Source organism: Schaalia sp. HMT-172, assembly GCF_030644365.1.
Lineage (GTDB): Bacteria > Actinomycetota > Actinomycetes > Actinomycetales > Actinomycetaceae > Pauljensenia.
Window position 1 is genome coordinate 1,118,674 of record NZ_CP130058.1, and the last position, 26,011, is coordinate 1,144,684.

Below are 26,011 nucleotides of genomic sequence, written 5' to 3' on the forward strand. Positions count from 1 at the left end.
AGCTAGTTTCCGTGGATATCCATTCCCCCGCATCAGACAATATCGACCAGCTGCGACGTATCGCCGATGCTAACGGCATCGCGACCGGCTTTTGGGACTGGTATGGGAATTGGGTGGGCGTCAGCGCCCCAACCCTTCTCAAGGTTCTCGGCGCCCTCGGTCTTCCCCTCAACGAATCGTCCACGGTGGGAGACGTCGACCATGCGATGCAGCTGACCGAGGAGCGCGAGTGGCGTCGGACCTTGCCTCCGACGATCGTGGCCCGCGAGGGCGGCGGCTACCTCTTCCCCGTGCACGTGCCCGACGGCTCGTGGGTCAACGTGCAGTGGGTTCTCGAAGACGGGCGCAAGGGGATGTGCGAGCAGATCGATCGCTACGTGCCCCCGCGCATGATTGACGGTGAGCTCGTGGGTCGCGCGACCTTCGATGTCCCTCACTGGCTGCCGCTGGGATGGCACCGCCTCGTCGCCACCGTCGAAGGTGGGCACGTCGAATCTGCGACCCTCATCATCGTTCCGCATACGCTCTCGCTGCCCATCCTGGAGTCCTCCCGCCGCGTGTGGGGCGTTAACGCCCAGCTCTACTCGACGCGCTCGGCATCCTCCTGGGGTATCGGCGATGCGACAGACCTGGCCGATCTGGCCGCCGTCTGCGCGGACAAGGGCGCGGACTTCCTGCTCATCAATCCGGTGCACGCCTCGCAGCCCGTTTCTCCGCTGGAGACGTCCCCGTACCTGCCGGTGTCGCGGCGGTGGCTCAACCAGATCTACATTCGCCCCGAGTCCATCGAGGAATACGCGGCGCTGCCGCAGTCCGCGCGCGAGACCATCGAGCAGCTGCGCGACGAGACGCGCCAGTTCGCAAGCCGCGAGGATCTCATCGACCGTGATCGTGCGTGGGAGGCCAAGCGCAAGGCGCTTGAGATCATCTTCGCCGTGCCGCGCTCTTACCACCGCCAGTCCCAGTTCGATCATTTCGTCGAAGACGGCGGAACCGAGCTGTCGAACTATGCGCTGTGGTGTGCTCTCGTGGAGCGCGAGGGGACGATCGAGCTGCCCGAGGATCTTGAGCGTTCGTCCTCGCCGCGCGTCGAACTTGAGCGCCTCGAATTGGCTGACCGCGTGAACTTCTACGAGTGGTGCCAGTGGATCGCCTCTGAGCAGCTCGCTCACGCCCAGCAGGTGGCGCGTGAGGTCGGCATGGAGATCGGCATCATGGCCGACCTGGCCGTGGGCGTGCACGGTCATGGCTCCGAGAAGTGGAGCCGTCCCGAGCTCTTCGCCACGGGCATGACCGTGGGCGCCCCGCCGGACGTCTACTCCCAGCAGGGCCAGAACTGGTCCCAGCCGCCGTGGTCGCCGCGTTCCCTCGCGGAGAGTGGCTACACGCCGCTGCGCGACATGGTTCGTGCCGCCCTGGCCAACGCGGGTGCCGTGCGTATCGACCACATCCTGGGCATGTTCCGCCTGTGGTGGATCCCGGAGGGCTGCGCCGCCACCGAGGGCACCTACGTGTACTACGACCACGAGGCCATGATGGGAGTCATCCTGCTCGAGGCCCAGCGTGCCGGTGCGGTCGTCATCGGCGAGGATCTGGGCGTCGTCGAGCCGTGGGTGCGCGATTACCTGCGTGATCGCGGTGTTCTGGGCACCTCGGTCGTGTGGTTCGAAAAGGACGGCGGCGGCTGGCCGCTGCGTCCCGAGCACTACCGCGAACGCGCGCTGGCTGCGGTCAATATCCACGACCTGCCCCCGACCCTCGGCTACATCCGCGGCATCCAGACAACGCTGCGCAGCGAGCTCGGCCTGCTGACCGACGATATCGAGACCGTGCGCGCGGGCGACCGCCTGGAGTTGGAGCGGATTGCGGCGCGCCTGCACGAGTATGGGTGCATCGACGGCGCGGAGCCGTCCGAACGTGAGATGGTTGAGGGCCTGTACCGCTACGTCGGGAAGGTTCCTTCCAAGCTTATTGTCGCTTCACTGGTCGACGCGGTGGGTGACGTGCGCCCGCAGAACATGCCCGGTACCGGAGCGGACCAGTACCCCAACTGGTGCGTGCCCCTGTGCGACTCTGACGGCGAGGAGGTCTTCATCGAGGAGCTGCCCACCAACGAGCGCCTCACCTCGCTTTTCGCCCTGCTGACCGGATCGGTGCGCTGACACTGACCTCGGGACATCAAGCAGTAACCCCGCAGCCCTCAGAGGCTGCGGGGTTACTCGTTCGTCGTGTGTCGTGGGCTGCCTCGCGTGCCGCGTCCCCTTACGCAGGATCCTCGATGGAGAAAACCGGGTCGAGGATGGAGACCTGGCTGCCTCGCACGTGCGACGTTGCCGCGAGACCGGGTGGGCTCACGACGATGATAGGGACGCAGGGGGAAAGAGTCGCGTCGCGAACCGGGGCGAGATCCCAGTGGATGAGCGGGTCGCCGGTCGCCACGACATCGCCCTCCTCGAGCAGGAGGGCGAAGCCCTTGCCGTTCAGGATCACCGTGTCGATGCCCAGGTGGACGAGGATCGAGACGCCGCGTGTGGAGGTCACGATGGCCGCGTGCGGCTTGAGCTTCGTGACGACGCCGTTGATGGGGGAATGCACGGTGACGCAGTCCTCGGCGGCGGTAGGCACAAGGGCGCAGCCGTCACCGACGACGCCGCTGGCGAAGACTGGATCGGGTACTTCGCTCAGTGGTACGACGTGCGCGGAGAAGGGCGCTCGGACCGAGAGCGTCACCGACTGGCGAGCATCTCGTCGACGAGGTCCTCGGAGTCGGGGCCCATGACGACCTGGACCGCGTCCGCGACGATGACGACGTCGAAGGCGCCGGCGGCGCGCAGCTTGGCCTCGTCGATGAGGTCGGTGTTCGCCGCGTCCAGGCGAATGCGCGTGATGCAGGCTTCCAGGTTGGAGATGTTGTCCCAACCGCCCAGGGCCTCGACGATGGTCGTTGCGGTGCTCATGGTGTCCTCCTTGGCGTATGCGGTTTGCCTCACACTTATGGTATCGCGCTCGGGCGGGTGGGTGCGCGGAAAATTCCCGGACGCGCGTCACATTATGAGACCTCGGCGGCGCTCGCCCCTCGAATACGAGCCGCAGGGGTGAAGCCCATGGCGATGCCCGCCGCGATTGAGATCGCTGTGAAGATATACATGGTCGCCTCGACGCCTGCCCATGACGCGACGACACCCGATGCGAGGGATCCGAGCGGCATGACGCCCCAGACTGCGAAGCGGAAGATCGCGTTCATGCGCCCAAGCATGTCGGGCGGGCAGATTTCCTGACGCAGGCTCATCTGGGTGACGTTATAGATGGTGATGAAATACGACGAGATGACGCCGGAGCAAGCGATGACCCATGTGGCGGCGCCCGGGACGTGGACGGATGCGGGTTGGGCAAGGAGGACCGAGACACCGATGATGTTCGTTGCGACGATGCAGCGTCCGATTCCAAGGCGCGTGATCCACGCCGGTCTCGTGAGCGCCCCGAAGATTCCGCCGAGCGCGCCCGCGCACAGCAAAAGCCCCAGCTGCGTGGCGCTCATGCCGAGGGTTCGCAGGACCAGGATGGGCAGGAGAACCTGTATTCCCGCTGCGGCGAACGCTGCGCACGCAATGCAGGAAAACAGGGGAAAGAGGAGGCGTTGCCCACGAACGAAAGAGAGCCCCTCAACAATCTGAGAACGAAGCGACGCCTCGGAGTGAGCGGGGCGTGGCTCTGGGGTGCGGATGCGCCAGATCGCCCAGGTCGAGCACACGTACGTCGATGCCGTCAGCAGGTATGCCAGGGGAGGGGCGACTACCCCGAGGAGCCAGCCGCCCAGCCCTGGACCCCCGGCAAGGCCGACCTGGTACGAGGCCTCGAGGCGCCCGTTGGCCGCGCCGATGTACCGCTTGGAGGCGATCAGCGGGACGTAGGACTGGTAGGCGACGTCGAAGAAGACGGTGGATAGGCCGAGGATGGTGGCGACGACCATGAGGTGTACGAGGGTCAGTGACGAGAGGATGTAGGCCAGGGGGATAGACGTCAGGGCCGTGATGCGCGTGAGGTTCGCGGCGATCATGACGTGGCGCTTGCGCCACCGGTCCACCCAGGCGCCGGCGGGCAAGCCGACGAGCAAAAATGCGAGGGTCTGCAGGGCGGAAAGCAGTCCGATCTGGGTTTCGCTGGCGTGCAGGAGGCTGATCGCGATCGCCGAGGTCGCCAGGGCTCCCACCTGGAAGCCGATCTCTGCGGCGGTTTGTCCCGCCCACAGGTGCATGAAAGCAACGTTATGGGTGAGTGGGTGGTGGAGCCAGGATCTGACGGAGAGAACCATCTGTCATCACCGAGGCCTAGGCCGGTGTGGGTGCTTCGTCGATGAGTCCGGCGGCTGCCAGCGCCCAGGCAAGGCCGCCCTGGCCGACTGCGGGGGCAACGATGTCGGCGACCGCAACCAGGTCATCGCAGCCACCGCCAATGCTGATGCCGACGGCAGCGCGCGCCACGGCCTCGACGTCGTTATTGGAGTCGCCGATCGCCACGGTGTCAGACAGGGCAATACCGACGTGCTTGCAGACGGCCTGGATACCCACCGCCTTGGACAGGTGATCCGGAATGATCTCGAAGGGGACATACCCGGCCGCTCCCACCGAGCCGATGATGGCCCGGTAGCCTTCCGGGAGGGCGGCGCTCACGCGCTCCAGGGAGGCCTTGTCCGGTGGCACGTAGGCCGTCACCTTCGTGAAAGCCCCACCGTCGATGTCGACGATAAAGGGCGAAATTGACTGAGCGTATTCGATCCAGTCCTCAGGATGTTTGCCGGCGCGGGGGACAAAGAAGTCGAGGTAGCCCTCGGAGGGACCCATCTGGTCGGGGCCCTGCCAGATGAAGAAAGCGTCAAGGTCCTCCCACAGGGCAGTCAACACATCGACGTGCTCGCGAGGCATTCGCTCGTCGAGCAGCACCTTGTTACCAACGGCGGCGTATCCTCCGGCCCCGCCGACCACCCCCTCGAAGCCCAGGTCGATGAAGCGCGGGTAAATCTCGGGCACGGACCGTCCCGTGCACACGAACAGGCGGTGACCTCTCTCCCGCACCCGACTCAGCGCTCGAACCGCCGAATCGGGGACACGCTGACGTGAATCGCACAGCGTCCCGTCGATGTCAACGAAGACCGCGCGGGGAGAATCGGCCTCGTTTCGAGCCTGCGCAGGAGCATCGGTGTCTCTCATACAACCATCCTATCTCAGTGACAAAAGGCCACGGACGTGCAGAACAGGCCCCGCAAACGACAAATCATGCGCACGGTCGGTCGAGCGGAGCGACAACGGTCCACACTGGAACCATCGACAATACCCGCGATGGAGCACGAAAGGCAGTTCACGACGATGGAACACGCAGCACTGACGGACGCTAGTGACCTCACCCTCCTGCAAGCGGCAGCGCTTCTGTCCGGTTCCAGCGCCTGGGACTCCCGTGCGATCCGGGCGGCAGGCGTTCCCTCCTTCGTGATGAGCGACGGGCCCCACGGCGTGCGCCGCCAACTCGGCGACGCCGATCACCTGGGCATCGCCGAATCCGAGAAGGCGACCTGCTTCCCGACGGCCTCCGCGCTCGCGGCCACCTGGAACCCCGAGCTCGCGCGCGACATGGGCGAGGCGCTGGGGCTGGAGGCCCGAGGCCTCGGCGTCGACGTCCTGCTCGGCCCCGGCCTCAACATCAAGCGTTCGCCCCTGTGCGGGCGTAACTTCGAGTACTTCTCCGAAGACCCGGTTCTCTCCGGGCGCATGGCGGCCGGACTCGTCGAAGGAATCCAGTCGACGGGGACCGCCGCCTGCCCCAAGCACTTCGCCGTCAACTCCCAGGAGCTGCGCCGCATGGCGTCGGATTCCATCGTGGATGAGCGCACGATGCGCGAGATCTACCTGACTGGCTTCGAGATCGTGTGCCGAGCCGCGAAGCCGCGGGCGATCATGAGCTCCTACAACCTCGTCAACGGCACGTATGCCCACGAAAATAAGCACCTTCTCACCGACATCCTGCGCACCGAGTGGGGATTCGACGGCATGGTCATCTCCGACTGGGGCGGTTCGAACAGCGCCGTTGAGGCGGCGCGCGCCGGCGGCAGCCTGGAGATGCCAGCCCCGGGTCTGGCGGGCGCCCGCCAGATCGTCGCGGCCGTCGAGGCCGGGGAATTGGGCGCGTCCGACGTCTACGCGCGCGCCCAGGAGGTCTTGAGCGTGGCGGCCGCGAGCGCCGGCCTGCCCGCGCCTACGCCCTACGACCTCGAGGAGCACCACGAGCTGGCACAGCGCATCGCCTCCGAGGCGATCACGCTCCTGCGCAACGAGGACGATCTGCTACCCCTGAACGCAGGGACGAGGGTTGCCCTCATCGGCGACCTCGCCGATACGCCCCGCTTCCAGGGATCGGGTTCCTCCCAGGTCAACCCCACGCGCGTCGAGGCGCCGCGCGAACTGCTCGAAGCTGGGGGAGAGACCTCCCGAGGCCTCGTCCTGACCGGATACGCGCGCGGCTACGACCGTCATGGTGGAACGAGCGACGCCCTCATCGCCGAGGCCGTGGCCCTCGCCGCGCGCTCCGACGTGGCGCTCCTCTACGTGGGACTCGACGAGCTGGCCGAATCCGAAGGCCTGGACCGCCCGCACATGCGTCTGCCCGAGGGGCAGGATCGACTCGTCGAGGCCGTTGTCGCAGCCAATCCTCGTACCGTCGTCGTCCTCACCGGTGGGGCCAGCGTCGAGATGCCGTGGGCGAGTGCCGTCCCCGCGCTCGTCAACGGGTACCTGACCGGTCAGGGAGGCGCAGGCGCGATGCTGGACGTCCTCACCGGTGTCGTCAACCCGTCGGGGCGCCTGGCCGAAACCTACGCGCGCTCCTACGAAGACCATCCGACGGCCGCCTGGTACCCGGCGACCGGACCGCTGGCCTACTACCGAGAAGGTCCCTTCGTCGGCTACCGCTACTTCACGACTGCAGGCATGGACGTTGTCTTCCCCTTCGGCTACGGCCTGTCCTACTCGAGCTTCGAATACTCCGACCTCACCGTGAACGAGGAGGGGGCGACCCTGACGGTCACCAACACCTCCACGCGCGACGGCGCCGAGGTCGTCCAGCTCTACGTGAGCGCCCCCGGCGGCGTGTTCGGCCCAGCCCGCGAGCTCAAGGGATTCACCAAGGTGGAGGTCGGCGCCGGAGAGTCGGTGAGCGTCACGATTCCCTTCGACCGCTATACCTTCCGCCACTGGGAGACCTCGCGCGGTGCGTGGGAGAGGGAGGCCGGAACCTGGTGGGTCCGCGTGGGGCGCAACGTCGTCGACACGCCCCTGAGCGCCACCCTCGAGATCGATGGGACCACACCGGCGCCGATCGACCCGGCACTCGGCCACTACCTGAGCGCCGACGTCGCGGGCGTCACCAATGGCGAGTTCGCCGTCCTCCTGGGCCGAACGATCCCCACTGCCCACCCCACGGACGACCTGGTCGCCACCGACCCGCTCTCTGAGATGACGCGCGCCAAGACCTGGCTCGCCCGCGTCGCCGGACGGGGGCTCCACGCCCTCAAGGCGAAGGCGGACGCGAAGGGAACCCCGGATCTCAACATCCTCTTCGTCCTCAACATGCCCTTCCGTGCCATCGCGAAGATGAGCAATGGCGCGGCAAGCCCCGACATGGTGGACGCGATCCTCCTGGCCGTCAACGGGCACCCCCTGCGAGGACTCACCCGCGCCGCCCTCGGATTCATCTCCAACGCGCGCGCTAACAAGGCCACCCAGCGCGAACTCGACCAGACCCGATGACGCGGCCCCGGCCTCGTACAACCAACTGACGTAAAGGACAACTCATGCAGGCTCTCAAGCGCTGGTGGAGCGCCTTCGAAGACAAGCACACCACGGCCGCCCAGTTCATCGTCTTCTTCATCCTCTCCAACGGCATCACGGTGCTGCAGCTCATCCTCATGCCGGCGTTTAAGGCAGTGTTCGCGCACACGAGCCTGGTTGACACGGCCTTCCAGTTCCTGCCCGTCGGCGTCTCCCACGGGCACACGGTCTTCCTCTTCGACTACCCGGCGGGCTCCATGTCGATGGGAGGAGGCGGCGGCCTCGCATACTTCCTCGCCGTCGAGATCACCCTGCTGATCGCGCAGGTCATCAACTTCTTCGCCCAGCGCAACGTCACCTTCAAATCCAACTCGTCAGTAGGAAAGGCGGCGTTCTGGTACACGGTCGCCTACGTCGTCATCACGATCGCCGCGGCCGCCCTCCAGGTTCTCTACAAGGACCCGATCTACGCCTGGGCGATCTCGGCGATGGGTGCGGGCGGCGAAACTGTCGCCGACGTCATCACGATGATCATCAACGCGGCCATCTCCTTCTGGGTGTTCTTCCCCATCTTTAAGGTGATTTTCAAGCAGGAAGCAACGCCGGAGGACGCGCAGGCCAGCGCGGCACAGTAAACTACGGGGAGACTTCACGAGAGGAGACTCCATGAGCGCGCCGCTGCTAACGGTGATCGTGCCCGCCTACAATTCCGAAGACTACCTTGATCGGGCGCTGACGACGCTCGTCGGATACGGCGACGAACTCGAAGCGATCATCGTCAACGACGGTTCGAAGGACCGCACCGCGGACATCGCCGACGAGTGGGCCGCTCGCTACCCCTCCGTGAGGGTCATCCACCAGGAGAACAAGGGGCATGGCGGCGCCGTCAACGCCGGTCTCGCCGCCGCCACCGGCACGCACGTGCGCGTCGTCGACTCCGACGACTGGCTGGATCGGCGCGCCACGAACGCCGTGCTCGACGTCCTGCGCGAGGAACGCGAGGCCGGGCGCGACCTGGACCTGCTCGTCACCAACTACGTGTACGACAAGCAGGGCAAGGCTCACAAGGCCGTCATCCGCTACCGCAACGTCCTGCCGCGTGGGCGCACCTTCGGGTGGGCGGACCTGCGCCGCTGCCGCTACGACCAGTACCTCATGATGCACGCCCTCACCATGCGCACGGAGGTCGTGCGCGCGTCCGGCCTGGTCATGCCCGAGCACACGTTCTACGTGGACTACCTCTACTCCTTCGTGCCGCTGCCCTACATTTCGACGATCCGCTACCTGGACGTGGACCTGTACCACTACTTCATCGGGCGCGACGACCAGTCCGTCAACGAGAAGGTCATGATCACGCGCCTGGATCAGCTGGCCCGTGTCAACGAGGCGATGACCCGTGCGCTGCCTCCGCGCGCCGACGTCGAGGACAAGCTCTGGCGCTACATGGTCCACTACCTGCGTATTAACGCCGTCGTCTGTTCCGTCATGGCGCAGCTGTCGGGCACCCCAGAGCACCTGGCCCTCAAGGAGCAGATCTGGGAGACCATGGATCAGATCAACCCCGAGGCCACGGACCGCCTGCGCCAGGACCTGCTCGCCGGCCTCGTGCGCCACGCGTCGCCGAAGGTCGTTCGCGGCGGCTACAAGGTCGCGGCGGCGGTCCTCGGCTTCAACTGAGAGGCACCGCCGTCAGCGCGCCGTCAGCGCCAACTCTGTGTGGTGGACGGCGAGGCGCTTGCCGATGAGCGGGCATTCCACGTCCTCCTCGCGGCTGCGCCACGCAAAGCCGAGCTTTTCTGAGACTCGTCGCGAGGCGTCGTTTCCGTCGAAGTACGTCAGGATAATCGTCTTGACGCCCAGCTCCCGCGCGCGGTCGATGATGGCGTGCCCAGCCTCCGTCGCGTATCCGTTGCCCCAGTAGGGTGCGCCGATCCAGTAGCCGATGTCGGCGACGCTTGCCTCGGGAGAGGCCGTGTCAATGCGCAGCGCAATTGAGCCCACGAGCTCACCGGTCGACGCGAGCGTCGCCGCGTAGCTGTCGGGTGCCGCCAGGACGGTCGACAGCGCCTCGTGGGCGTCGTCGATGCGCTCGAAGGGCTTCCATCCGCACAGCATCCCGATGCGGGGATCGCGGGCCAGCTCAAAGAGCGCGGTAGCGTCCGCATTGCTCCAGGGGCGTAGGCGCAGGCGAGGGGTCTCGATGGTCGTCATGAGTCCTCCTGGACGGTCGTGGACGGGAGAAGAACCGTCAGCGTGAACCAGTGGTCGGCGACGTCAGTGACGGCCTGGCCGCCGTACTTGTGGGCCGTCCACTGGATAGATTTAACCCCCCAGCCGTGTCGAACGGCGTCGGGCTTGATCGTCGTGAGGCGCCCACCGGCGTCCGTGTTGAGGCGGCCGTCGAACCAGTTGTCGACCCGGATGACGACCATCTGCCCCTGACGGAACAGCGCCAGTTTGATGAGGCGCTTGGCGGGATCGTCGACGCGGCGCGAGGCCTCGATCGCGTTGTCGAGGGCGTTGCCGAAGAGGGTGGCGATATCCATCGACGACATGGATCCCAGCAGGGCGCCGTCGGCGACCGCCGTGAAGTTGATGCCGGCCGCCGCGCACGCACGGCCTTTCGTCGTGAGGATGACATCGAGGACCGCATTGCCGCTGTGGTACTGCTGGCCGATCTGCTCGATCGAGGACTCGAGCTCGGCAAAGGATGCGGCGGCGCGTCCCGGGTCTAGCTCCGCGCGAATTGCCTCCACCTGGTGCTTGAGGTCGTGGTGAGCGCGCGCCACCTGCTCCATGTCCTCCTTGGCTGCCAGATACTGGTGGTGCTGGGCATCCAGGGAGGCCTGGATGGATGTCAGTTCGCGCTCGGTCGCGCTCTGCTGGATCCGCTCGAACTGCGCGAAGAGAATCGCATAGCCGGCCAGATCGACGAGGGTGCGGATGTAGAAGACCTCGAGTCCAGAACGACCGGAAAACGGGGTCGCCGTCGAGATGAAACTCAGGTTGGACAGGGCAAAGATCGACATGCCGATACACACGCCGGAGGCGAGGTCCGCGAAACGGAGAATGGGCGGCGCCCCCTGGCGGCAGACGCGTCGTTCAAAGTAGTAGACGACGGCCAGGCACGTCGCCGCAATCGCTGCAAACCCGCCGAATGACAACGGGTGCCAGTAGGGCTTGTCGGCGTGGGAGTACACGACGACCTGCCAAGCGAGGGAAGCTGCGAGCTCTGCGACGATGAAGGCACGCGCGCTCATGTGCGTCACCCAGCGCCAGTCCAGTGCAGTTCCCAGACGGATGACACTCCACATGAGACCGTAAGCCGTCATCATGCCCGGCACCCATAGGGACAGGGGAGCGTGGCCGAGCACCTCCTGGGCGCCGACGAGCACCACGAGGCCACCGACGGCCGCAGCGGCGAGCCTCCATCGGGGGACGGCAGCGTTCGGGTTCAGGGCGTTCGACGACGCCGATCGCGCAACGACGACAACGTACACGAGGGCGGCGCCCCATTCGGCCAGGGCGGTGAACAGGCGTGGGATGTCCGGCAGGGATTCGAACACGTCAGTGGATCCCGCCCGCGAAGCTCGCCAGAGCCGTCATGAACGCCTTCTTACGCGGCCGGGAGATACGCAGACGTTCCCCGCCCGTCATCAGGCACTCCTGGTCGGCGACGCCGCGCACGTGGGCGAGATTGACGAGGTAACACGAGTTCGACCGGAAAAAGTCGTGACCGGCGAGCTGATCCTCCATGGCCTTGAGCGACGAGGTGATCGAGTAGGTGTCGGAAACCGTGTGCACGTCCAAGCGGTGCTTAATCGACTCGACGTAGACGATGTCGGCGACGTCGATGCGGTGCGTGGAGGTGCCCGACTGCAGGAGGACCGAGGCGCCGCGCCGCTTGGCCACGGCCTGAAGACACCGGGACAGTTCTTGCGAGAACGCGAACCAGGGCAGCGGCTTCATGAGGTAGGAGAGCGCACCCACCTGGTAGCCGTGGATCGCGAACTGAGCGGCGGATGTGATGAACACGAGGACGACCTCCTGGTCAACCTCGCGGATTGCGCGCGCTGCGGTCATGCCATCCACGTGAGTCATCTGGATGTCCATGAGGATGATGTCGTACACCGGCTTGTAGTCACCGATGATCGCACCGCCGTCCTCGAAATAGGTGACCTCGAATGGCACGTCGTTTTCTTCGCTGTAGCGCGCGAGGTAATCGGCCAGGAGTTGACGCGAGACGGCCTCGTCCTCGACGACGGCGATGCGCACCATAACCGATCCTCCCTCGCGTATCAGCTGATAGAAACAAGGATAAGCGAGCGCCGCCGCGCCGCCCGCGCGAGTCCACGCCCCGGCCTCGTCGATCACATGCAGGCGCGCCCGCAGGTGGGGGCAGCTACCATTAGTCTGACTACCGTGAAAGGGGAGTGGAGTGGATCTGCTCGTTGTTGGATCGGGCTTTTTTGGCCTGACGTTCGCCCGCGAGGCCGCGGAGCGATTCGGCATGAACGTGACCCTCATCGAGCGTCGCGACCACATTGGAGGCAACGCCTACTCCTCGATCGACGAGGCGACCGGCGTCGAGGTGCACCGCTACGGCACCCACCTCTTCCACACGTCGAACGAGCGCGTGTGGTCCTACGTCAACCGTTTCACCGCCTTCAACGACTACCGCCACCGCGTCTATGCGAACTACCGGGGCGTCGTCTACCCGCTGCCCATCAACCTGGGCACGATCAACCAGTTCTTCGGAGCCGCGTATTCGCCGGCGCAGGCCCGAGCGCTCATTGAGCGCCAGGCCGCCGAGATCACGGGAGAACCCGGCAACCTCGAGGAGAAGGCCATCAGCCTGATCGGCCGTCCCCTCTACGACGCATTCATCGCGGGGTACACGGCCAAGCAGTGGCAGACCGACCCGCGCGAACTGGCCGCCTCCATCATCACGCGCCTGCCCGTGCGCTTCACCTACGAGAACCGCTACTTCCAGGACCGCTACGAGGGCCTGCCACTGAATGGTTACGGCGCGTGGATCGCGAACATGGTCGACCACCCGCGCATTACCGTGCACACGGGCGTGGACTTCTTCGATGTATCCTCGCCTTTCTCGAAGGCCGCGACAGTCGGGCAGGTCCCGGTCGTCTACACGGGCGCGATCGACCGCTACTTCGACTACGAGGCCGGCGAGCTCGGCTGGCGCACCCTCGACTTCGAGACCGAGGTCGTGGACGTGCCCGACTACCAGGGCTGCTCGGTCATGAACTACTCGGATCGCGGCGTCCCCTTCACGCGCATCCACGAGTTCGCTCACCTGCACCCCGAGCGGGATCGCACTGGCGCGACGAACACGATCATTCAACGCGAGTACTCGCGTTTCGCGCGCCCCGGCGATGAGCCCTACTATCCGATCGCCTCGCCGTCGGACCGCTCGACGCTCGCCGCCTACCGCGACATGGCCGCGGGGGAGACGAACGTGCTCTTCGGTGGTCGCCTGGGCTCCTACCAGTACCTCGACATGCACATGGCGATTGCCTCGGCTCTCACCAAGGTCGACGAGGCCGTGGCCTCCTGGCGCTGACGGGTCTCCTCTTCGCATGGCGTCGATTGTCTGGTCGGTCCTGTCGATCGCCCTCATCATCGGCGTGGGCTGGGTGGCTCGCCGCGGGGGCGCGCTCGGGCCGGAGGCCGCCGGCGCCCTTGCGTCGGCAACGTATTGGGTGGCCAGCCCGGCGATGCTCTTCCACGCTATCGTCTCTACCGGCACGTCGGGGGTCTTTGGCGCTCCGCTCGCCGTGGCCGCGGCATCGGGCGTGGGGACGGCACTCATTTTTGCGCTGGTTGCGTGGCTTTTCCTGCGCCTGACGCGCGGGGAGACCGCCTTGGGGGCCATGGCCTCGTCCCTCAATAACGGCGCGTATATCGGTATCCCGATCGCCGTCTACGTGCTCAATGACGCCTCCGCGGTCGTTCCCATCCTGGTGTTCCAACTGGGTTTCTTTACCCCGATGTTTTTCGTCCTGGCTGACCTGGTGGGGTCGGGGCAGCGTCCATCGATTGTCGGCATCGCGCGGGTCGTCGTGCGCAACCCCATGGTGATCGCGGCGGCGTGCGGCTTCCTCTTCTCTGCGGCGGGCTGGCCGATGCCGACGCTCCTCGACGCCTCCACGTCGATGCTCGGGGCGGCCGCGCCCCCGATGATCCTCCTGTCTTTCGGTGCCTCCCTCGTGGATCGCCGGTCGGCCTGCGGCGATTCGGGTGCTGCGGCGACCGCCTGCGCCATCGTCGGCAAGCTCGCCCTTCAACCCGCGATTGCGTGCGGCGTCGGAATGATACTCGGCCTCACGGGGCCAGCCCTCATGTCCGTCACCATCATGGCGGCGCTGCCCTCGGCACAAAACGCCTACATCGCGGCCACGCGAGCCAAGGCGGGAGAGCGGATCGCACAGGGAACGGTCCTCGTAACGACCTTCGCATCGCTGCCCGTTGTCGTTGGGATTGCAGCGTTATTCCACGCCCTCGGAATGGTTTCCTGACGCTCGCGGGTGCCCTCGGAGAGCGTCGTTCGCGCCTCTGCGAACGTTCACGTCGGCAAAGACCACGTCAAAAAGAGGCCAAAAACACGTTCTGTATCGTGGACTGTGGCTGACATCGTCGTGTAACGGCCATAGTCTGACTGAGCATTATCCCCAATACAAACGAATGCAAGGACTTCACTTCATGTCATCCTCCGCATCCAGCTCCGCGCCCCGTGCGCGCGACTCGTGGAGCGGCCAGACAGGCTTCCTCCTGGCGGCCATCGGCTCGGCCATCGGCCTGGGCAACATCTGGCGTTTCCCCGGCGTCTCCTACTCCAACGGCGGCGGCGCCTTCCTGGTGCCGTACCTGGTTGCCCTGATCTTCGTCGGTATCCCCATGCTCTGGCTCGACTACGCGGTCGGCCACAAGTTCCGCGGCTCCCCGCCGTGGGCGCTGCGCAAGATCATCGGCGGCGGCGAGTTCATCGGCTGGTTCCAGACCTTCGTCTGCTTCGTCATTATGGTCTACTACGGCGCAGTCCTCGCGTGGGGCGTGCAGTACACGATCTACTCCGTCAACGCCGCGTGGGGCGATGACCCGACGACCTTCTTCACCGACACGTTCCTGCAGGTCGTCCCCGGTGACACCTTCTCGTGGGCGCCCGCCTGGGCCGTCATGATCCCCCTCGCGCTCGTGTGGGTCCTCGTCCTCTTCGTGATCGGACGCGGCCTGTCCAAGGGCGTCGAAGCGGCGAACAAGGTCTTCCTGCCGCTCCTCGTCATCCTCTTCCTCGCGCTCGTCGTCCGCGCCCTGTTCCTGCCCGGCGCCGTCGAAGGCCTCAACGCCTTCTTCACGCCGAACTGGAGTGCTCTCGCCGATCCCAAGGTGTGGCTGGCTGCCTTCGCGCAGATCTTCTACTCGCTGTCCGTGGGATTTGGCATCATGCTGACCTACGCCTCCTACCTCAAGCGCAAGTCGAACCTGACCGGAACGGCGCTTGTTGCAGGCTTCGCAAATTCGTCCTTCGAGATCCTCGCGGGCATCGGCGTGTTCAGCGCCGTCGGCTTCATGGCCCATCAGGGCGGCGTGAGCGTCTCCGAGGTCGAGGGCCTGACCGGCCCGATCCTCTCCTTCGTGACCTTCCCGAAGATCATCTCGATGATGCCAGGCGGCCCTATTTTCGGCGTCCTCTTCTTCTCGTCGCTGGTCCTGGCTGGCGTCACCTCGCTGCTGTCCTTGCTCCAGGTCGTCTCCGGCGGCCTGCAGGATAAGTTCGGCTGGTCGCCCGCCCGCTCGGCTCTCGTCCTGGGCGTCCCCGCAACCGTCATCTCGCTGGTGCTCTTCGGAACCCGCTCGGGCCTGAACAACCTCGACATCGTCGACAACTTCATTAATTCGATCGGCGTCGTCTCGTCGGCGATCATGTTTGCCGTCCTGTGTGCGGTGACCGGCCCGCGCCTCGGCGTCCTGCGCGCCCACCTCAACTCGGTGTCCAGCGTGAAGGTCCCCAGGCTCTGGGAGCCCCTCGTCGGTATCGTCATCCCGATCGTTCTCTTCGTCATGATGGCAATGTCCATCGTCGACCTGCTGACGAACGGTTACGAGAAGTACCCGACGAGCTACGTGCTGATCTTCGGCTGGGGTTCCGTGGCGGTCGCGGTTATCGCGTCTCTGATTTTCACTCTCATTCCGTGGAAGCACCGCCCCGTGGACACTCAGGCGACGGTCGCTCAGATCCTCGCTGATGACACTGACGAAACCGCTTCGACCGAAGGAGGCGCCCAGTGACCGCTCCCGCTATCGCTCTCATGATCCTGACGATCCTGCTCGTGTGGGGTGGCCTCGTGGCCTCCGTCGTGCTCCTGCAGGTCCTGTCCGTTCCCTCGGACGAGGAGACGAAGGCTGCTCAGGAAGCCATCGAGGCACAGCAGGCTCTGCGCGACCAGAAGGAACGCTATGAGGCTTATCGCATTTGATCTTGACGATACGCTGGCTCCCTCGAAGTCGCCGCTGCCCGCCCGTATGGACGTAGCTCTGCGCTCGCTGCTCGACCACGTGGAGGTGTGCATCATTTCCGGTGGCCAGATGGGCCAGTTCCGCACGCAGGTGCTGGACAACCTGCACGCCACGGACGAGGAACTGTCTCGCCTGCACCTGATGCCCACCTGCGGTACGCGCTACTACCGCTACGAGGGTGGGGCCTGGGTTGAGCGTTACGCCCACGACCTGGATCCCGAGGTCGCCGCCCGTGCGATTGCTTCGCTTGAGCGTCACGCCCGTGAGCTTGGCCTGTGGGAGTCCAACCCGTGGGGCAACATCATCGAGGACCGCGGCTCGCAGATCACCTTCTCCGCCCTGGGCCAGGAGGCTCCGCTCGACGCGAAGCGCGCCTGGGATCCGGACGGCACGAAGAAGGCCGCTCTGCGCGACGCCGTGCAGCCCGACGTACCCGAGCTCGATGTTCGCGGAGGCGGCTCGACCTCGGTCGACATCACCACCCGTGGCATCGACAAGGCGTTCGGCATGGGCAAGCTGGTCGAGGAGACGGGCATCCCCGCCTCCGAGATGCTCTTCATCGGGGACCGCCTAGATCCCGAGGGCAACGACTACCCGGTGAAGGCGGCGGGCTACGCGACGCGCGCCGTGTCCGGGTGGGAAGAATGCGTCGACGTCATCGACCAGATCGTGGCATCCATGAGTTGACCGTTTGACCAAGAGGGACGAGGCCGGGGCTGGGATACCAGCTCCGGCCTCGTTTCGTTGCACCCGGGCAGAGTTGCGGCGAACGTCGCGTGCGTAGCGCTAGGAGGCGCCGATGCCGCGCGTCGCCCAGAAGACGACGGCCGAGGCGGCTGCGACGTTGAGCGAATCCACCCCGTGGTCCATCGGAATCTTGACGGTGTAGTCGGAGGCGGCGATGGTGCGCCGTCCCAGGCCGTCGCCCTCGGTTCCCATGACCATTGCCAGGCGTGCGTCGGGGCCTTGGAGGGCCGGCAGCGTAGCGAAGTCGTCGAGTGAGACGGAATCGTCCGAGAGGGCCAGGGAGGCGACGGTGAAGCCAGCGTCTTGCAGCAAGGCGATGTCGCCGGGCCAGGACTGCAGGCGCGTCCACGGGACCTGGAAGACGGTTCCCATGGAGACCCGGACAGCTCGGCGGTAGAGCGGATCCGCGCAGGAGGGGGTCACGAGGACGGCGTCCACGCCCAGGGCTGCGGCGCTGCGGAATGCCGCGCCGACGTTCGTGTGGTCGACGAGGTCTTCCAAGACCACGACGCGGCGCGCGGGCCTGCCGCCGCGCGCCGTCGCGAGAAGCTCGTTCAGGGTGGGCAGGACGGGGCGCTGCATGGCGGCCAGCGCGCCGCGGTGCAGGTGGAAGCCCGTCATCTGCTCCAGGATGTTCTCGGGCGCGACGAAGACAGGGACGTCGGCCCCGTCGCCTGCCCCCGTCGCCGCCTCGATGAGGGGGGAGAGCGTGGGCAGCCACCGGCTGGACATCAGGAAGGAACGCGGGTTGTGGCCCGCGCTCAGTGCGCGTTCGATGACGTTGGTGGATTCGGCCATGTACAGGCCGCGCTCCGGCTCGAGTTTCGAGCGGAGCTTGACGTCTTTGAGGCGCGTGTAGTCGTCCAGTCGCGGATCGGCGGACAGATCGGCGCTGGTCAGCTCGATGATCATGGCGGCCTCAGGCGCGCTGGAGGGCGCGCGAGACCTCGCCCGGCCACGAGGGGCCCTCAAAAATGAACGCGGAGAAGGCCTCGACCAGGTCGGCGCCCGCTCCGATCATGCGCAGCGCGTCCTCGGGCGAGGAGACGCCACCGGTGCCGATAAGGATCTGATCGTCGTTCAGGTGGCGAGCGACCAGGGAGATGACTGCCAGCGCGCGGGGCAGCAGGGGAGCGCCCGAGACGCCGCCCTCACCCAGGTCGTGGTTGATCGTTGTGTTGGTGGCCACCACGCCCGCGAGCCCCAGTTCCTTGGTGAGCTCGACGATCGCGACGATGTCCTGGTCCGCCAGGTCGGGTGCGATCTTGACGAAGAGGGGCATGATGCGGTCGGGGGCGCCGGCCTCGCAGCCGCGGCGAGCGGCCTGCAGGATCGGGCGCAGCTGATCGACGGATTGCAGGTCGCGCAGGCCGGGCGTGTTCGGCGAGGAGACGTTGACGACGACGAAGTCCACCCAGTGGGCTAGGGCGCGTGCGCAGTACTCGTAGTCCGCGGGGGCGTCGGCCTCGGGGGTGACTTTGTTCTTGCCGATGTTCGCCCCGACGATAGCGGCACGACCGGCTCGCGTCGAGCGCAGCTCGCGCAGCTTCTCGGCGGCCGCGTCTGCGCCCGCGTTGTTGAATCCCATGCGGTTGCGCAGGCCGCGCTCCTCCATGAGCCTCCACAGGCGCGGCGCCTCGTTGCCGGGCTGCGGGCGCGGCGTCACGGTGCCGATCTCGACGAAGGCGTAGCCCAGGGCGCACATGCCCAGGACGGCCTCGGCATCCTTGTCCATGCCGGCGGCCAGGCCCAGTCGGGAGGGCAGCTCGCGGTGGCCCAGCATGAGCGGGACCTCGACGCCGTCGACGGTGCGTGTGGGGCGGCGCCGGGGATCCATGTATCCCAGGGTCGCTCGCATAAGTCCTCGCGTGGGGGCGAATCGCCCGGCGAGGGAAATAGCACCCAGACCCAGGTGGTGTGCCGCCTCCGGGTCGCAACGCGAAATGAAGTGTCGGAAGGTCCAGTTGTACGCGCGTCGGATCATAGCCCCTAGGGTAGTTGATTAGTCCCACCAAGCCCACCACCAGCGCGTGGATGATGCGTCTCGGAGGAGGAAGCGCATCTCGTCGGGTGGGACGGCGTCTGCCCCCAGTCCGAGCACGTCGGCGAGGGTGAGCCAGTGCTGGTAGGTCGGGAATGCCTCGTCGCCTGGGGGGCGGCCCGTGTGGGCGATGACCGCGCTTTCGGGAACACACACGGTGTCGACGCTGACGCGCTCGTCCCAGCGGGGCGCTCGGATGACGTAGCCGTCGAGGGTCAGGCCGTCGATGCGCGTGGCGGCGCGCAGGAGGTCCGTGATGCGCGGCGCGTTATTCTGCCTGTCTTCGCGCGCGAGCGGCGGCAGGAGGGTGCGCAGCGTGCGAGCGTCCGCGCCACACAGGTCGGCGAAGCGGGCGTAGTCTCCCGTATCCCAGCCTTCGCAGATGTAGGGCGCGAGGAGGGCCGTGACGTGGCGGTCGTCGAGCCAGTGCATGGGGCCGTAGAGGCCCTCGCGCAGTGGTCCCTCCTCGGTGGGGTCCTCGCCGGGAAGGTGTGCGTCGGGGGTCTCGCCAGTGGTGGGGGACTCACCCGGGGCAGTGGGAGCGCACGCGGGCGGGGGCTCCTCGCCGAGGGTGACGGTGCCTTGAGCCGCCCGCGCGGCCTCGTCGTCGAGGTGGATCTGCGAGGAGGCGGTGAGCGTGACTGAAACGTGCATGTCGGTGTCCTTTCCTGCGGCGCGGCCTCAGTGCCGCGGCCCCCTCTAGCATCGACGCGCGAGGGGCCTCATATCCAGCGGTGCGCACGCCCCTGTGGATAGGGCGGCGGCGGCCGGAGAGCCTGTGGATAGACGCGACTCGGCCCCGCGCCCTGTGGAAGGACGCGGGGCCGTGGACGGCTAAGACCGCTTACTTCGGGAACTGCCCGCGCTCGACCTGGGGGCGCGGGGAGCGCCAGCGTCGCGGCATGATCATGCGCGAGAAGGTGTAGTAGCCAGTTCCGCGCGGGATGTCCTCGCGGGGGTGGCTCTCGGTGAACCTCGCCTTGATCGTGCGCCAGACGAAGAAGGCCTCGACGGCGGTGGCGATGAAGGAGCCGTACATGACGACGGAGGAAGCCAGGAGGATGTACTCCTGCCACTGCGCGGGAATCTTGTCCGCGAAAACCGCGGGCAGCATCAGCATGATGAGGGAGGCCATCATGAAGGCCAAGACCCACTCGGAGATCGAGCGGCGCGCGTCGACGTAGTCGCGCGCAAAGCGGCGTGCCCGGCCCTTGTCGCGCGCGGGCAGGTAGCGCTCCTCGCCCGTGACGAGGGCGCGCTGTTCCGCGTCCCAGCGCGCGTTGCGAGCGGCTCTTGCGGCGCGCTTGGCTTCCTTGCGGTCGGCGGGCACCAGCGGGTGGATGCGCGCCGCCTCGGCCGCCTTCCGCTTGGGCGTGGGGCGGCCCTTCTTGCCGGTGGGGGTCGTGGAGGCAGCCGCGGTGGTCGCCGCGTCGTCCTCCCTCTTGTTCTTGCTTCGTCCAAACACGCTCCAAGGCTAGCGGATAGGCCCCCCGCCGTGCACTTTCATGGTCTACCCTGAACGTATGGCTGATACTTCACATGAATTGTCGACATCCGTCCTGCGGGAGCGCCTCGAAGCCGCTTTCCCTTCCCTGCTCGATGAGCTCACCCAGCTGGTGGCCATTCCGTCGGTGTCCTCCGACCCGGCGCACGCCGCCGACGTGGAGCGCAGCGCCGAGCATCTGCGCGAGCGTTTCGCGGCCCTTGGACTTGATGCCAAGGTCCTGCGTGAAACCGCCGAAGACGGCACCGAGGGCAAGCCCGCCCTCGTCGCCCACACGCCTCACATCGAGGGCGCGCCGACCGTCCTGCTGTACGCGCACCACGACGTGCAGCCGGTGGGCGAGCTGGACCGCTGGAGCATGGACCCCTACAAGGCTGAGGTGCGCGGCGACCGCATCTACGGGCGCGGCTCCTCCGACGATGGCGCTGGCGTGACCGTCCACCTGGGTTCGCTGTCCATCCTGGGCGCGGACTTGCCCGTCAACGTTGTTGTCTTCATCGAAGGTGAGGAGGAAATCGGCTCGCCGTCCTTCACCGCCTTCCTGGACGCTCACAAGGACGAGCTCGCCGCCGACGTCATCGTCGTGACGGATTCGTCGAACTGGAAGGTGGGCGAGCCCGCCGTCACGTCGACGCTGCGCGGCAACGCGATCGTGACGGTCGACGTGACCGTGGCGGACCACGCGGTGCACTCGGGTGCCTTTGGTGGCCCGCTGCTCGATTCGGTGGCGGTCTCCTCGATGCTCATCGCTTCGCTCTTCGACGAGTTGGGTGATGTTGTGGTTCCGGGCCTGGGCGGCTCGGATCACGCGGACGTGGAGTGGCCGGAGGAGGAACTGCGTGAGGCCGCCGGCATGGTCGATGGGCTGATGCTGGCCGGCTCCGGCGACCTCGCCGCGCGCATGTGGACCAAGCCCGCGATCTCGGTCATCGGCTTTGATGCGCGCCCCGTGGCCAACGCCTCGAACACGATCGCCCCGCACACGCGCTTCCGCCTGTCGATGCGCACGGTGCCCGGCGTCGATCCCGTCGAGGCCCAGGCCAAGCTGGTTGACTACCTGCTCGCTCACGCGCCCTTCGGTGCGCGCGTCGAGGTGACGGCCGAGGACGCGGGCGCCGGCTATCAGGCGGACATGGACTCCCCGGTCACCAAGACGCTGCACGAGTGCCTGACCGAGGCCTGGGGCGTGCCCTCCGTAAACATCGGGGTGGGCGGCTCGATCCCCTTCATCTCCGACTTCCAGCGTATCTTCCCGGGCGCGCAGGTCGTCGTCACGGGCGTCGAGGATCCGCTCACGAACGCCCACTCGGAGGACGAGTCGCAGTCGATCTCGGACCTGAAGGCTGCGATCCTCGCCGAGGCGCTGCTGCTGACCCGCCTGGCCTCCCTGTGAGGCGAGTCGTTGTTGCCGGTCGGTGGGATGGGGCTATGCCCCTCCTGCCGACCGGCGTCGCGTTGGAGCAGATCGGGCGGGGACTGATGGACGGGGCCGATCGCCTCGACGTCGTGTCCCTTCCCTTTGGGTCTGGGCCCACCTTCGACGAGGCCGTGGCCGCTTGCCGCTCCCAGGCCTCGTTCGTGCGCGTGAGCGCCGAGGCCTCGTCGACCCGTGAGGCCGGAGAGCACGTGGCGGCTGCACTGGGCAAGCCCAGGGTCGTCGTCGAGGGTGGACACGGCCCGTTCCCCGACTGTGGGCTCGGGTTCCTCGCGGGGCTGCTCGGCGTCGCCGAGTCCGATGTGAGCGGCGAGGGACTGAGCCCCGCCCTGACGCGTGCAGAAGACATGCTCGGCGCGAGCGGCACCGACCTCGTGTGCTCCGCTTCCACGCCGCGTCCCCTCCTTGGGCTCGACTCGGTTCTGGCGGTGCGCCCCGACCTCGATCCCATTGAGGAACAGGACACAGAGCTGACGGGTGCCCTCACCCAGGCTTTCGCGCACCGCCCCCTGCGGCGCCGACAGCTCCTGGGTGACCAGGCAGCCCACCCGGCGCGCGCCTTCGGCTCCGGCGCAGGAGGAGGAGTCGGCGCCGTCATCGCGGCCATCGGCGGGCGCATCGCCCCGACGGCGGACTTTCTCGCCGACCTGCTCAACGTCGATGACGCGCTCAAAGACGCCGATCTGCTGGTCGTAGCCGAGCCGGAGCTCGCGTCGCCGCTGCTGGCAACCTCCACGCTCGATGCCCTCACGCGCGCCGCCGGCGAGCTCGCCCTCCCCGTCGTCGCGACGACCGTGCGCTCCAGCCTGTCGCACTACGAACGTGCGCAGTGGGGCCTGCACGGCATCTTCGAGACCGAGGCGTGTGTCACGCTCGAGGATGCCGGGCGCCGCATTGCGCGCACCTGGTTACGCTGAGCGCGCACCCCACCCCTGGCGCCAGGCGCGCGCGGGGGAGTACTGTGTCAAGCGAATACGTCTATCCGTTACGAAAAGGAGCATCATGTCCGAGTCCGCAACTCAGGCTCCCACCCACGAGGTCATCCTCACCGACGTCGCCGCGGCGAAGGTGAAGAGCCTCCTCGAGCAGGAGGGTCGCGACGACCTTCGCCTGCGCATCGCCGTTCAGCCCGGCGGCTGCTCCGGCCTGATCTACCAGCTGTACTTCGATGACCGCACCCTCGACGGAGACGCAATTCGCTCCTTCGACGGCGTCGAGGTCGTTGTCGACCGCATGAGCGTGCCCTACCTGAGCGGCGCCACGATCGACTTCGCCGACACCATCGAGCGTCAGGGCTTCACGATCGACAACCCCAACGCCCAGAACACCTGCGCCTGCGGCGAATCCTTCCACTGAGCCGAAAGAGACTCCACCCTATGATGTCCCCCCTGCGCCGCCTCGGCGCCCTCGTCGGCGCCGCCGCGCTCGTCCTCGGCCTGGCCGCGTGCAACGACCTGACCTCCTCGTCTTCGTCCTCCCAGGTTGACTACGCGGCGTGCGCGACCGACGATTCCGAGCTGCAGAACCAGAACGTCGACCGCACCGGCAAGGGGGCCTTCCCCGACGTGACCGGTGACGACACCCCCGTCATCGCGGCCGGCAAGGGCTCCGAGCCGACCGACAAGGTCCTGGTCAAGACCCTCAAGCAGGGCGACGGCGCGCTCGTGTGCCCCGGTGCCACCGTGAAGGTCAACTACGTCGGCGCGCTGTGGAACGGCACGGTCTTCGACTCGTCCTACCAGAAGGGTCAGCCGATCGAGTTCTCTCTCGACCGGGTCGTCAAGGGCTGGGGCTACGGCCTGGCCCACACGCACGTGGGTGACCGCGTCGAGCTCGTCATTCCTGCCTCTTTAGGCTACGGTAGCCAGGCCGCTGGCGATATTCCCGCGAACTCGACCCTCGTGTTCGTCGTCGACGTGCTCGGTGCCTCGACCATGACCATGGCGGACGAGTCCGTCTTGACCGGTGCGACCGCGACCGGCGAGGAGCTGCCCGCCGGTGTGACGGTGACCGGTGATCCCGGTGTCGAGCCGACTCTGGCGATCGATGAGAGTGTCGCCGCACCCACCGAACGGAAGATCTACACGATCTACAAGGGTTCGGGCGAGGAACTCGCAGACGGAGAGTCCTTCCTGTACAGGGCGGTCGCTGGTGGCTTCGGAGCGAATGGCCAGACTCAGTCCAGTTGGAGTCAGGCACCCGTCGAGGAGACCGTGACGAACGCGGGTCTGGCCGGATTTACGGTCGGCTCCCGCATTCTTCTTGTTGTCCCGATCCCGGCTTCGCAAACACAATCGGGTACCACGGCACAGGCGAGCGTGATGGTCGTCGACATCGTCGGCACGTCCACGATGGAGTAATCCTGGCGCGAGTATTCGACGGTTGCGGGCGGCTCCCAGTGGGGGAGCCGCCCGCAAGCCGTTAGAATGAGGTCAACGCGTCGATTACGCCACATACTCAAGGAGAGCTTTCATGAGCGACGAAACCGTGTCGATCCTGGTTTTCAGCGACGACTTGGACAAGCGTGCCGCTGTCGTCAACGGCGTGGGCCTGCGTGCCTCCAAGGACACGCCCCGTATCGAGTGGGTGGAGGCCGCCACCGGTTTCGGCGTGCGCGACGCCTTCGACCAGCAGGATTTCGCGGTCCTTATCCTCGACGCTGAAACGAAGAAGGAGGGCGGCATGTCGGTTGCCCAGGACCTTCAGGAGACGCGAGAAGACGTCCCGCCGATCATTTTCCTGACGGCGCGCCCCCAGGACGAGTGGCTCGCCACCTGGGCCGGTGCAGCCGCCACGGTTGCGGATCCGATCGATCCGATCATCCTGCAGGAGACCGTCGCGGACATCCTGCGCGAGGCGCGCTGATGAGCCAGCGCGAATGGGCACCGATCATCGCCGCGCTCAACGCCGGTGACGCCCTGGACTACGACCAGTCCTACTGGCTCATGGATCAGGTGATGAGCGGCGAGCTCGGCGACGCTCGCCTCGCCTCCTTCCTGACCGCCATGGCGATCAAGGGGGCCACCGTCACGGAGATTCACGGTCTGGCGGACGGCATGGCGGACCACGCCACCCCCGTCGACCTGCCCAGCCGCGCCCTCGACATCGTCGGCACGGGCGGCGACGGCTACAAGACCGTCAACGTCTCGACGATGTCCGCGATCGTGCTGGCCGCGATGGGGATCCCGCTCGTCAAGCACGGCAACCGCGCCTCCACCTCCCAGTCGGGTTCCGCCGACGTCATCGAGGCGCTGGGGGTCAACCTGGACGTCGATACCGAGCGCTTGCGTTCTATCTTCGAGGAGGTGGGCATCGCCTTCCTCTTCGCCAACAAGATGCATCCCTCGATGAGATTCGCAGCCCCCGTGCGCCGCGCCCTCGGCTTCCCGACGGCCTTCAACGTTCTCGGCCCGCTGACGAATCCCGCCAAGGTCCGGGCCTGCGCGGTCGGATCGGCCAAGGAAGACAACGCGCGCCTCATGGCGGGCGTGTACGCGTCCCGCGGGTGCTCCGCCCTCGTCTTTAGAGGGGCAATCACTGGACTCGACGAGCTGACGACCGCGGACACGAACCAGGTCTGGATCGTGTCGGGCGGCCAGGTGACGCCCACCGACTTCGATGCGCGCGACGAGCTCGGCATGGCAGCGGCCGCGATCGACGACCTGGCCGGCGGGGAGGCGTCGTACAACGCTGCGGTGGCCCGCGATGTCCTCTCGGGTGGGGGAGTCTCCGCCGTGCGCGATGCGGTCGCCCTGAACGTGGGGGCTGGCATCGTGGCCTGGGAGGGCCTGGATCAGCCCGTGACCGCGCAGGACTTCACGCCCCGCATGCGCTGCGCGGTCGAGCGGGCGCTCGGTGCCCTCGCCGACGGCGCGGGAGCGCGCCTCGTCGAGCGGTGGGCGCACGCCTCCAACAGCTAGACTTCCCGGCGC

26 protein-coding genes are annotated in these 26,011 nt (G+C 66.8%); 15 read left to right on the plus strand and 11 right to left on the minus strand.

From position 1 onward, the window contains the following. Positions 1-11: 11 nt before the first annotated feature. Positions 12-2,162, plus strand: coding sequence for a 4-alpha-glucanotransferase (gene malQ, locus QU663_RS04630; RefSeq protein WP_021612670.1), 2,151 nt, complete (start codon positions 12-14; stop codon positions 2,160-2,162). A gap of 100 nt (positions 2,163-2,262) precedes the next feature. On the opposite strand, the gene QU663_RS04635 is transcribed toward malQ, so the two are convergent. From QU663_RS04635 to QU663_RS04650, 4 genes are all read right to left on the minus strand, one after another. After that, the gene (locus QU663_RS04635) at positions 2,263-2,730 is read right to left on the minus strand and encodes a PTS glucose transporter subunit IIA (RefSeq protein WP_021612669.1); all 468 of its coding nucleotides are present in this window, start codon (positions 2,728-2,730) and stop codon (positions 2,263-2,265) included. After that, positions 2,727-2,957 carry a PTS transporter subunit EIIB gene (locus QU663_RS04640; RefSeq protein WP_034482207.1) on the minus strand — a complete coding sequence of 77 codons (231 nt, stop codon included), beginning with the start codon at positions 2,955-2,957 and terminating at the stop codon, positions 2,727-2,729. Before QU663_RS04640 ends, QU663_RS04635 begins: the two co-directional genes overlap by 4 nt. Before the next feature lie 92 nt (positions 2,958-3,049). Next, on the minus strand, positions 3,050-4,255 hold the full coding sequence (locus QU663_RS04645) for an MFS transporter (RefSeq protein ID WP_034482204.1): 1,206 nt from the start codon (positions 4,253-4,255) through the stop codon (positions 3,050-3,052). Between the two features lie 73 nt (positions 4,256-4,328). Next, positions 4,329-5,207: an HAD hydrolase family protein gene (locus tag QU663_RS04650; protein WP_021612666.1), complete on the minus strand. Its 879-nt coding sequence runs from the start codon at positions 5,205-5,207 to the stop codon at positions 4,329-4,331. Between the two features lie 129 nt (positions 5,208-5,336). Between QU663_RS04650 and QU663_RS04655 the strand changes: the two genes are divergently transcribed. Genes QU663_RS04655 through QU663_RS04665 form a run of 3 tightly spaced genes read left to right on the plus strand, consistent with a single transcriptional unit; the run spans position 5,337 to position 9,494 of the window. After that, entirely contained in the window at positions 5,337-7,796 is a 2,460-nt protein-coding gene (locus QU663_RS04655; protein WP_021612665.1) for a glycoside hydrolase family 3 C-terminal domain-containing protein, read from the plus strand. A gap of 44 nt (positions 7,797-7,840) precedes the next feature. Beyond that, positions 7,841-8,452 (plus strand): hypothetical protein, encoded by a 612-nt coding sequence (locus QU663_RS04660; RefSeq protein ID WP_021612664.1) that lies wholly within the window; start codon positions 7,841-7,843, stop codon positions 8,450-8,452. A 31-nt stretch (positions 8,453-8,483) separates the two neighbouring features. Next, positions 8,484-9,494, plus strand: coding sequence for a glycosyltransferase (locus tag QU663_RS04665; RefSeq protein WP_021612663.1), 1,011 nt, complete (start codon positions 8,484-8,486; stop codon positions 9,492-9,494). A 12-nt stretch (positions 9,495-9,506) separates the two neighbouring features. Here the strand turns inward: QU663_RS04665 and QU663_RS04670 are convergent, their stop codons facing one another. Genes QU663_RS04670 through QU663_RS04680 form a run of 3 tightly spaced genes read right to left on the minus strand, consistent with a single transcriptional unit; the run spans position 9,507 to position 12,095 of the window. Beyond that, a complete protein-coding gene (locus tag QU663_RS04670; protein WP_021612662.1) occupies positions 9,507-10,028 on the minus strand; it encodes a GNAT family N-acetyltransferase in 522 nt (173 codons plus the stop codon). Next, the gene (locus QU663_RS04675) at positions 10,025-11,383 is read right to left on the minus strand and encodes an ATP-binding protein (protein ID WP_021612661.1); all 1,359 of its coding nucleotides are present in this window, start codon (positions 11,381-11,383) and stop codon (positions 10,025-10,027) included. Before QU663_RS04675 ends, QU663_RS04670 begins: the two co-directional genes overlap by 4 nt. Position 11,384: 1 nt before the next feature. Further along, positions 11,385-12,095 carry a LytTR family DNA-binding domain-containing protein gene (locus tag QU663_RS04680; protein ID WP_034482201.1) on the minus strand — a complete coding sequence of 237 codons (711 nt, stop codon included), beginning with the start codon at positions 12,093-12,095 and terminating at the stop codon, positions 11,385-11,387. A gap of 160 nt (positions 12,096-12,255) precedes the next feature. On the opposite strand from QU663_RS04680, the gene glf reads away from it, so the two are divergent. From glf to QU663_RS04705, 5 genes are all read left to right on the plus strand, one after another. Further along, positions 12,256-13,398, plus strand: a complete 1,143-nt coding sequence (glf, locus tag QU663_RS04685; protein WP_021612659.1) for a UDP-galactopyranose mutase — start codon at positions 12,256-12,258, stop codon at positions 13,396-13,398. 16 nt (positions 13,399-13,414) lie between these two features. Continuing rightward, on the plus strand, positions 13,415-14,353 hold the full coding sequence (locus QU663_RS04690; protein WP_021612658.1) for an AEC family transporter: 939 nt from the start codon (positions 13,415-13,417) through the stop codon (positions 14,351-14,353). A gap of 184 nt (positions 14,354-14,537) precedes the next feature. Next, the gene (locus QU663_RS04695; protein ID WP_034482197.1) at positions 14,538-16,124 is read left to right on the plus strand and encodes a sodium-dependent transporter; all 1,587 of its coding nucleotides are present in this window, start codon (positions 14,538-14,540) and stop codon (positions 16,122-16,124) included. Continuing rightward, entirely contained in the window at positions 16,121-16,312 is a 192-nt protein-coding gene (locus QU663_RS04700) for a methionine/alanine import family NSS transporter small subunit (protein ID WP_034482192.1), read from the plus strand. Before QU663_RS04695 ends, QU663_RS04700 begins: the two co-directional genes overlap by 4 nt. Further along, positions 16,293-17,039, plus strand: a complete 747-nt coding sequence (locus tag QU663_RS04705; RefSeq protein ID WP_034482188.1) for an HAD-IIB family hydrolase — start codon at positions 16,293-16,295, stop codon at positions 17,037-17,039. Before QU663_RS04700 ends, QU663_RS04705 begins: the two co-directional genes overlap by 20 nt. A gap of 99 nt (positions 17,040-17,138) precedes the next feature. Here QU663_RS04705 and QU663_RS04710 read toward each other — a convergent pair whose 3' ends face one another. From QU663_RS04710 to QU663_RS04725, 4 genes are all read right to left on the minus strand, one after another. Further along, complete coding sequence (locus QU663_RS04710) at positions 17,139-18,011, minus strand: RNA methyltransferase (RefSeq protein WP_021612654.1); 873 nt, start codon at positions 18,009-18,011, stop codon at positions 17,139-17,141. Positions 18,012-18,018: 7 nt separating this feature from the next. Next, positions 18,019-19,083: a quinone-dependent dihydroorotate dehydrogenase gene (locus QU663_RS04715; RefSeq protein WP_034482186.1), complete on the minus strand. Its 1,065-nt coding sequence runs from the start codon at positions 19,081-19,083 to the stop codon at positions 18,019-18,021. An 18-nt stretch (positions 19,084-19,101) separates the two neighbouring features. Then, on the minus strand, positions 19,102-19,794 hold the full coding sequence (locus QU663_RS04720) for a hypothetical protein (RefSeq protein WP_021612652.1): 693 nt from the start codon (positions 19,792-19,794) through the stop codon (positions 19,102-19,104). Positions 19,795-19,984: 190 nt separating this feature from the next. Continuing rightward, complete coding sequence (locus tag QU663_RS04725) at positions 19,985-20,605, minus strand: DUF3043 domain-containing protein (RefSeq protein ID WP_021612651.1); 621 nt, start codon at positions 20,603-20,605, stop codon at positions 19,985-19,987. Positions 20,606-20,663: 58 nt separating this feature from the next. Between QU663_RS04725 and QU663_RS04730 the strand changes: the two genes are divergently transcribed. The 6 genes from QU663_RS04730 to trpD all read left to right on the plus strand — a co-directional run bounded on the left by QU663_RS04730 (position 20,664) and on the right by trpD (position 25,999). After that, complete coding sequence (locus tag QU663_RS04730) at positions 20,664-22,037, plus strand: M20/M25/M40 family metallo-hydrolase (RefSeq protein ID WP_198010236.1); 1,374 nt, start codon at positions 20,664-20,666, stop codon at positions 22,035-22,037. A gap of 35 nt (positions 22,038-22,072) precedes the next feature. After that, the gene (locus QU663_RS04735) at positions 22,073-22,996 is read left to right on the plus strand and encodes a glycerate kinase (RefSeq protein ID WP_021612649.1); all 924 of its coding nucleotides are present in this window, start codon (positions 22,073-22,075) and stop codon (positions 22,994-22,996) included. 85 nt (positions 22,997-23,081) lie between these two features. After that, positions 23,082-23,435, plus strand: a complete 354-nt coding sequence (gene erpA / locus QU663_RS04740; protein ID WP_003792846.1) for an iron-sulfur cluster insertion protein ErpA — start codon at positions 23,082-23,084, stop codon at positions 23,433-23,435. Between the two features lie 20 nt (positions 23,436-23,455). Beyond that, positions 23,456-24,439 carry an FKBP-type peptidyl-prolyl cis-trans isomerase gene (locus QU663_RS04745; protein WP_021612648.1) on the plus strand — a complete coding sequence of 328 codons (984 nt, stop codon included), beginning with the start codon at positions 23,456-23,458 and terminating at the stop codon, positions 24,437-24,439. Positions 24,440-24,551: 112 nt separating this feature from the next. Next, on the plus strand, positions 24,552-24,944 hold the full coding sequence (locus QU663_RS04750) for a response regulator (protein ID WP_021611806.1): 393 nt from the start codon (positions 24,552-24,554) through the stop codon (positions 24,942-24,944). Further along, a complete protein-coding gene (gene trpD / locus QU663_RS04755) occupies positions 24,944-25,999 on the plus strand; it encodes an anthranilate phosphoribosyltransferase (protein WP_021611805.1) in 1,056 nt (351 codons plus the stop codon). Before QU663_RS04750 ends, trpD begins: the two co-directional genes overlap by 1 nt. Positions 26,000-26,011 lie beyond the last annotated feature (12 nt).

Coding starts and splice junctions, on each gene's coding strand:
- QU663_RS04640 (WP_034482207.1), bottom strand. CDS start 2,957: ATGAGCACCGCAACGACCATCGTCGAGGCCCTGGGCGGTTGGGACAAC.
- QU663_RS04645 (WP_034482204.1), bottom strand. CDS start 4,255: ATGCACCTGTGGGCGGGACAAACCGCCGCAGAGATCGGCTTCCAGGTG.
- QU663_RS04650 (WP_021612666.1), bottom strand. CDS start 5,207: ATGAGAGACACCGATGCTCCTGCGCAGGCTCGAAACGAGGCCGATTCT.
- QU663_RS04655 (WP_021612665.1), top strand. CDS start 5,337: ATGGAGCACGAAAGGCAGTTCACGACGATGGAACACGCAGCACTGACG.
- QU663_RS04660 (WP_021612664.1), top strand. CDS start 7,841: ATGCAGGCTCTCAAGCGCTGGTGGAGCGCCTTCGAAGACAAGCACACC.
- QU663_RS04665 (WP_021612663.1), top strand. CDS start 8,484: ATGAGCGCGCCGCTGCTAACGGTGATCGTGCCCGCCTACAATTCCGAA.
- QU663_RS04670 (WP_021612662.1), bottom strand. CDS start 10,028: ATGACGACCATCGAGACCCCTCGCCTGCGCCTACGCCCCTGGAGCAAT.
- QU663_RS04680 (WP_034482201.1), bottom strand. CDS start 12,095: ATGGTGCGCATCGCCGTCGTCGAGGACGAGGCCGTCTCGCGTCAACTC.
- QU663_RS04690 (WP_021612658.1), top strand. CDS start 13,415: ATGGCGTCGATTGTCTGGTCGGTCCTGTCGATCGCCCTCATCATCGGC.
- QU663_RS04695 (WP_034482197.1), top strand. CDS start 14,538: ATGTCATCCTCCGCATCCAGCTCCGCGCCCCGTGCGCGCGACTCGTGG.
- QU663_RS04705 (WP_034482188.1), top strand. CDS start 16,293: ATGAGGCTTATCGCATTTGATCTTGACGATACGCTGGCTCCCTCGAAG.
- QU663_RS04710 (WP_021612654.1), bottom strand. CDS start 18,011: ATGATCATCGAGCTGACCAGCGCCGATCTGTCCGCCGATCCGCGACTG.
- QU663_RS04715 (WP_034482186.1), bottom strand. CDS start 19,083: ATGATCCGACGCGCGTACAACTGGACCTTCCGACACTTCATTTCGCGT.
- QU663_RS04720 (WP_021612652.1), bottom strand. CDS start 19,794: ATGCACGTTTCAGTCACGCTCACCGCCTCCTCGCAGATCCACCTCGAC.
- QU663_RS04730 (WP_198010236.1), top strand. CDS start 20,664: ATGGCTGATACTTCACATGAATTGTCGACATCCGTCCTGCGGGAGCGC.
- QU663_RS04735 (WP_021612649.1), top strand. CDS start 22,073: ATGCCCCTCCTGCCGACCGGCGTCGCGTTGGAGCAGATCGGGCGGGGA.
- erpA (WP_003792846.1), top strand. CDS start 23,082: ATGTCCGAGTCCGCAACTCAGGCTCCCACCCACGAGGTCATCCTCACC.
- QU663_RS04745 (WP_021612648.1), top strand. CDS start 23,456: ATGATGTCCCCCCTGCGCCGCCTCGGCGCCCTCGTCGGCGCCGCCGCG.
- QU663_RS04750 (WP_021611806.1), top strand. CDS start 24,552: ATGAGCGACGAAACCGTGTCGATCCTGGTTTTCAGCGACGACTTGGAC.
- trpD (WP_021611805.1), top strand. CDS start 24,944: ATGAGCCAGCGCGAATGGGCACCGATCATCGCCGCGCTCAACGCCGGT.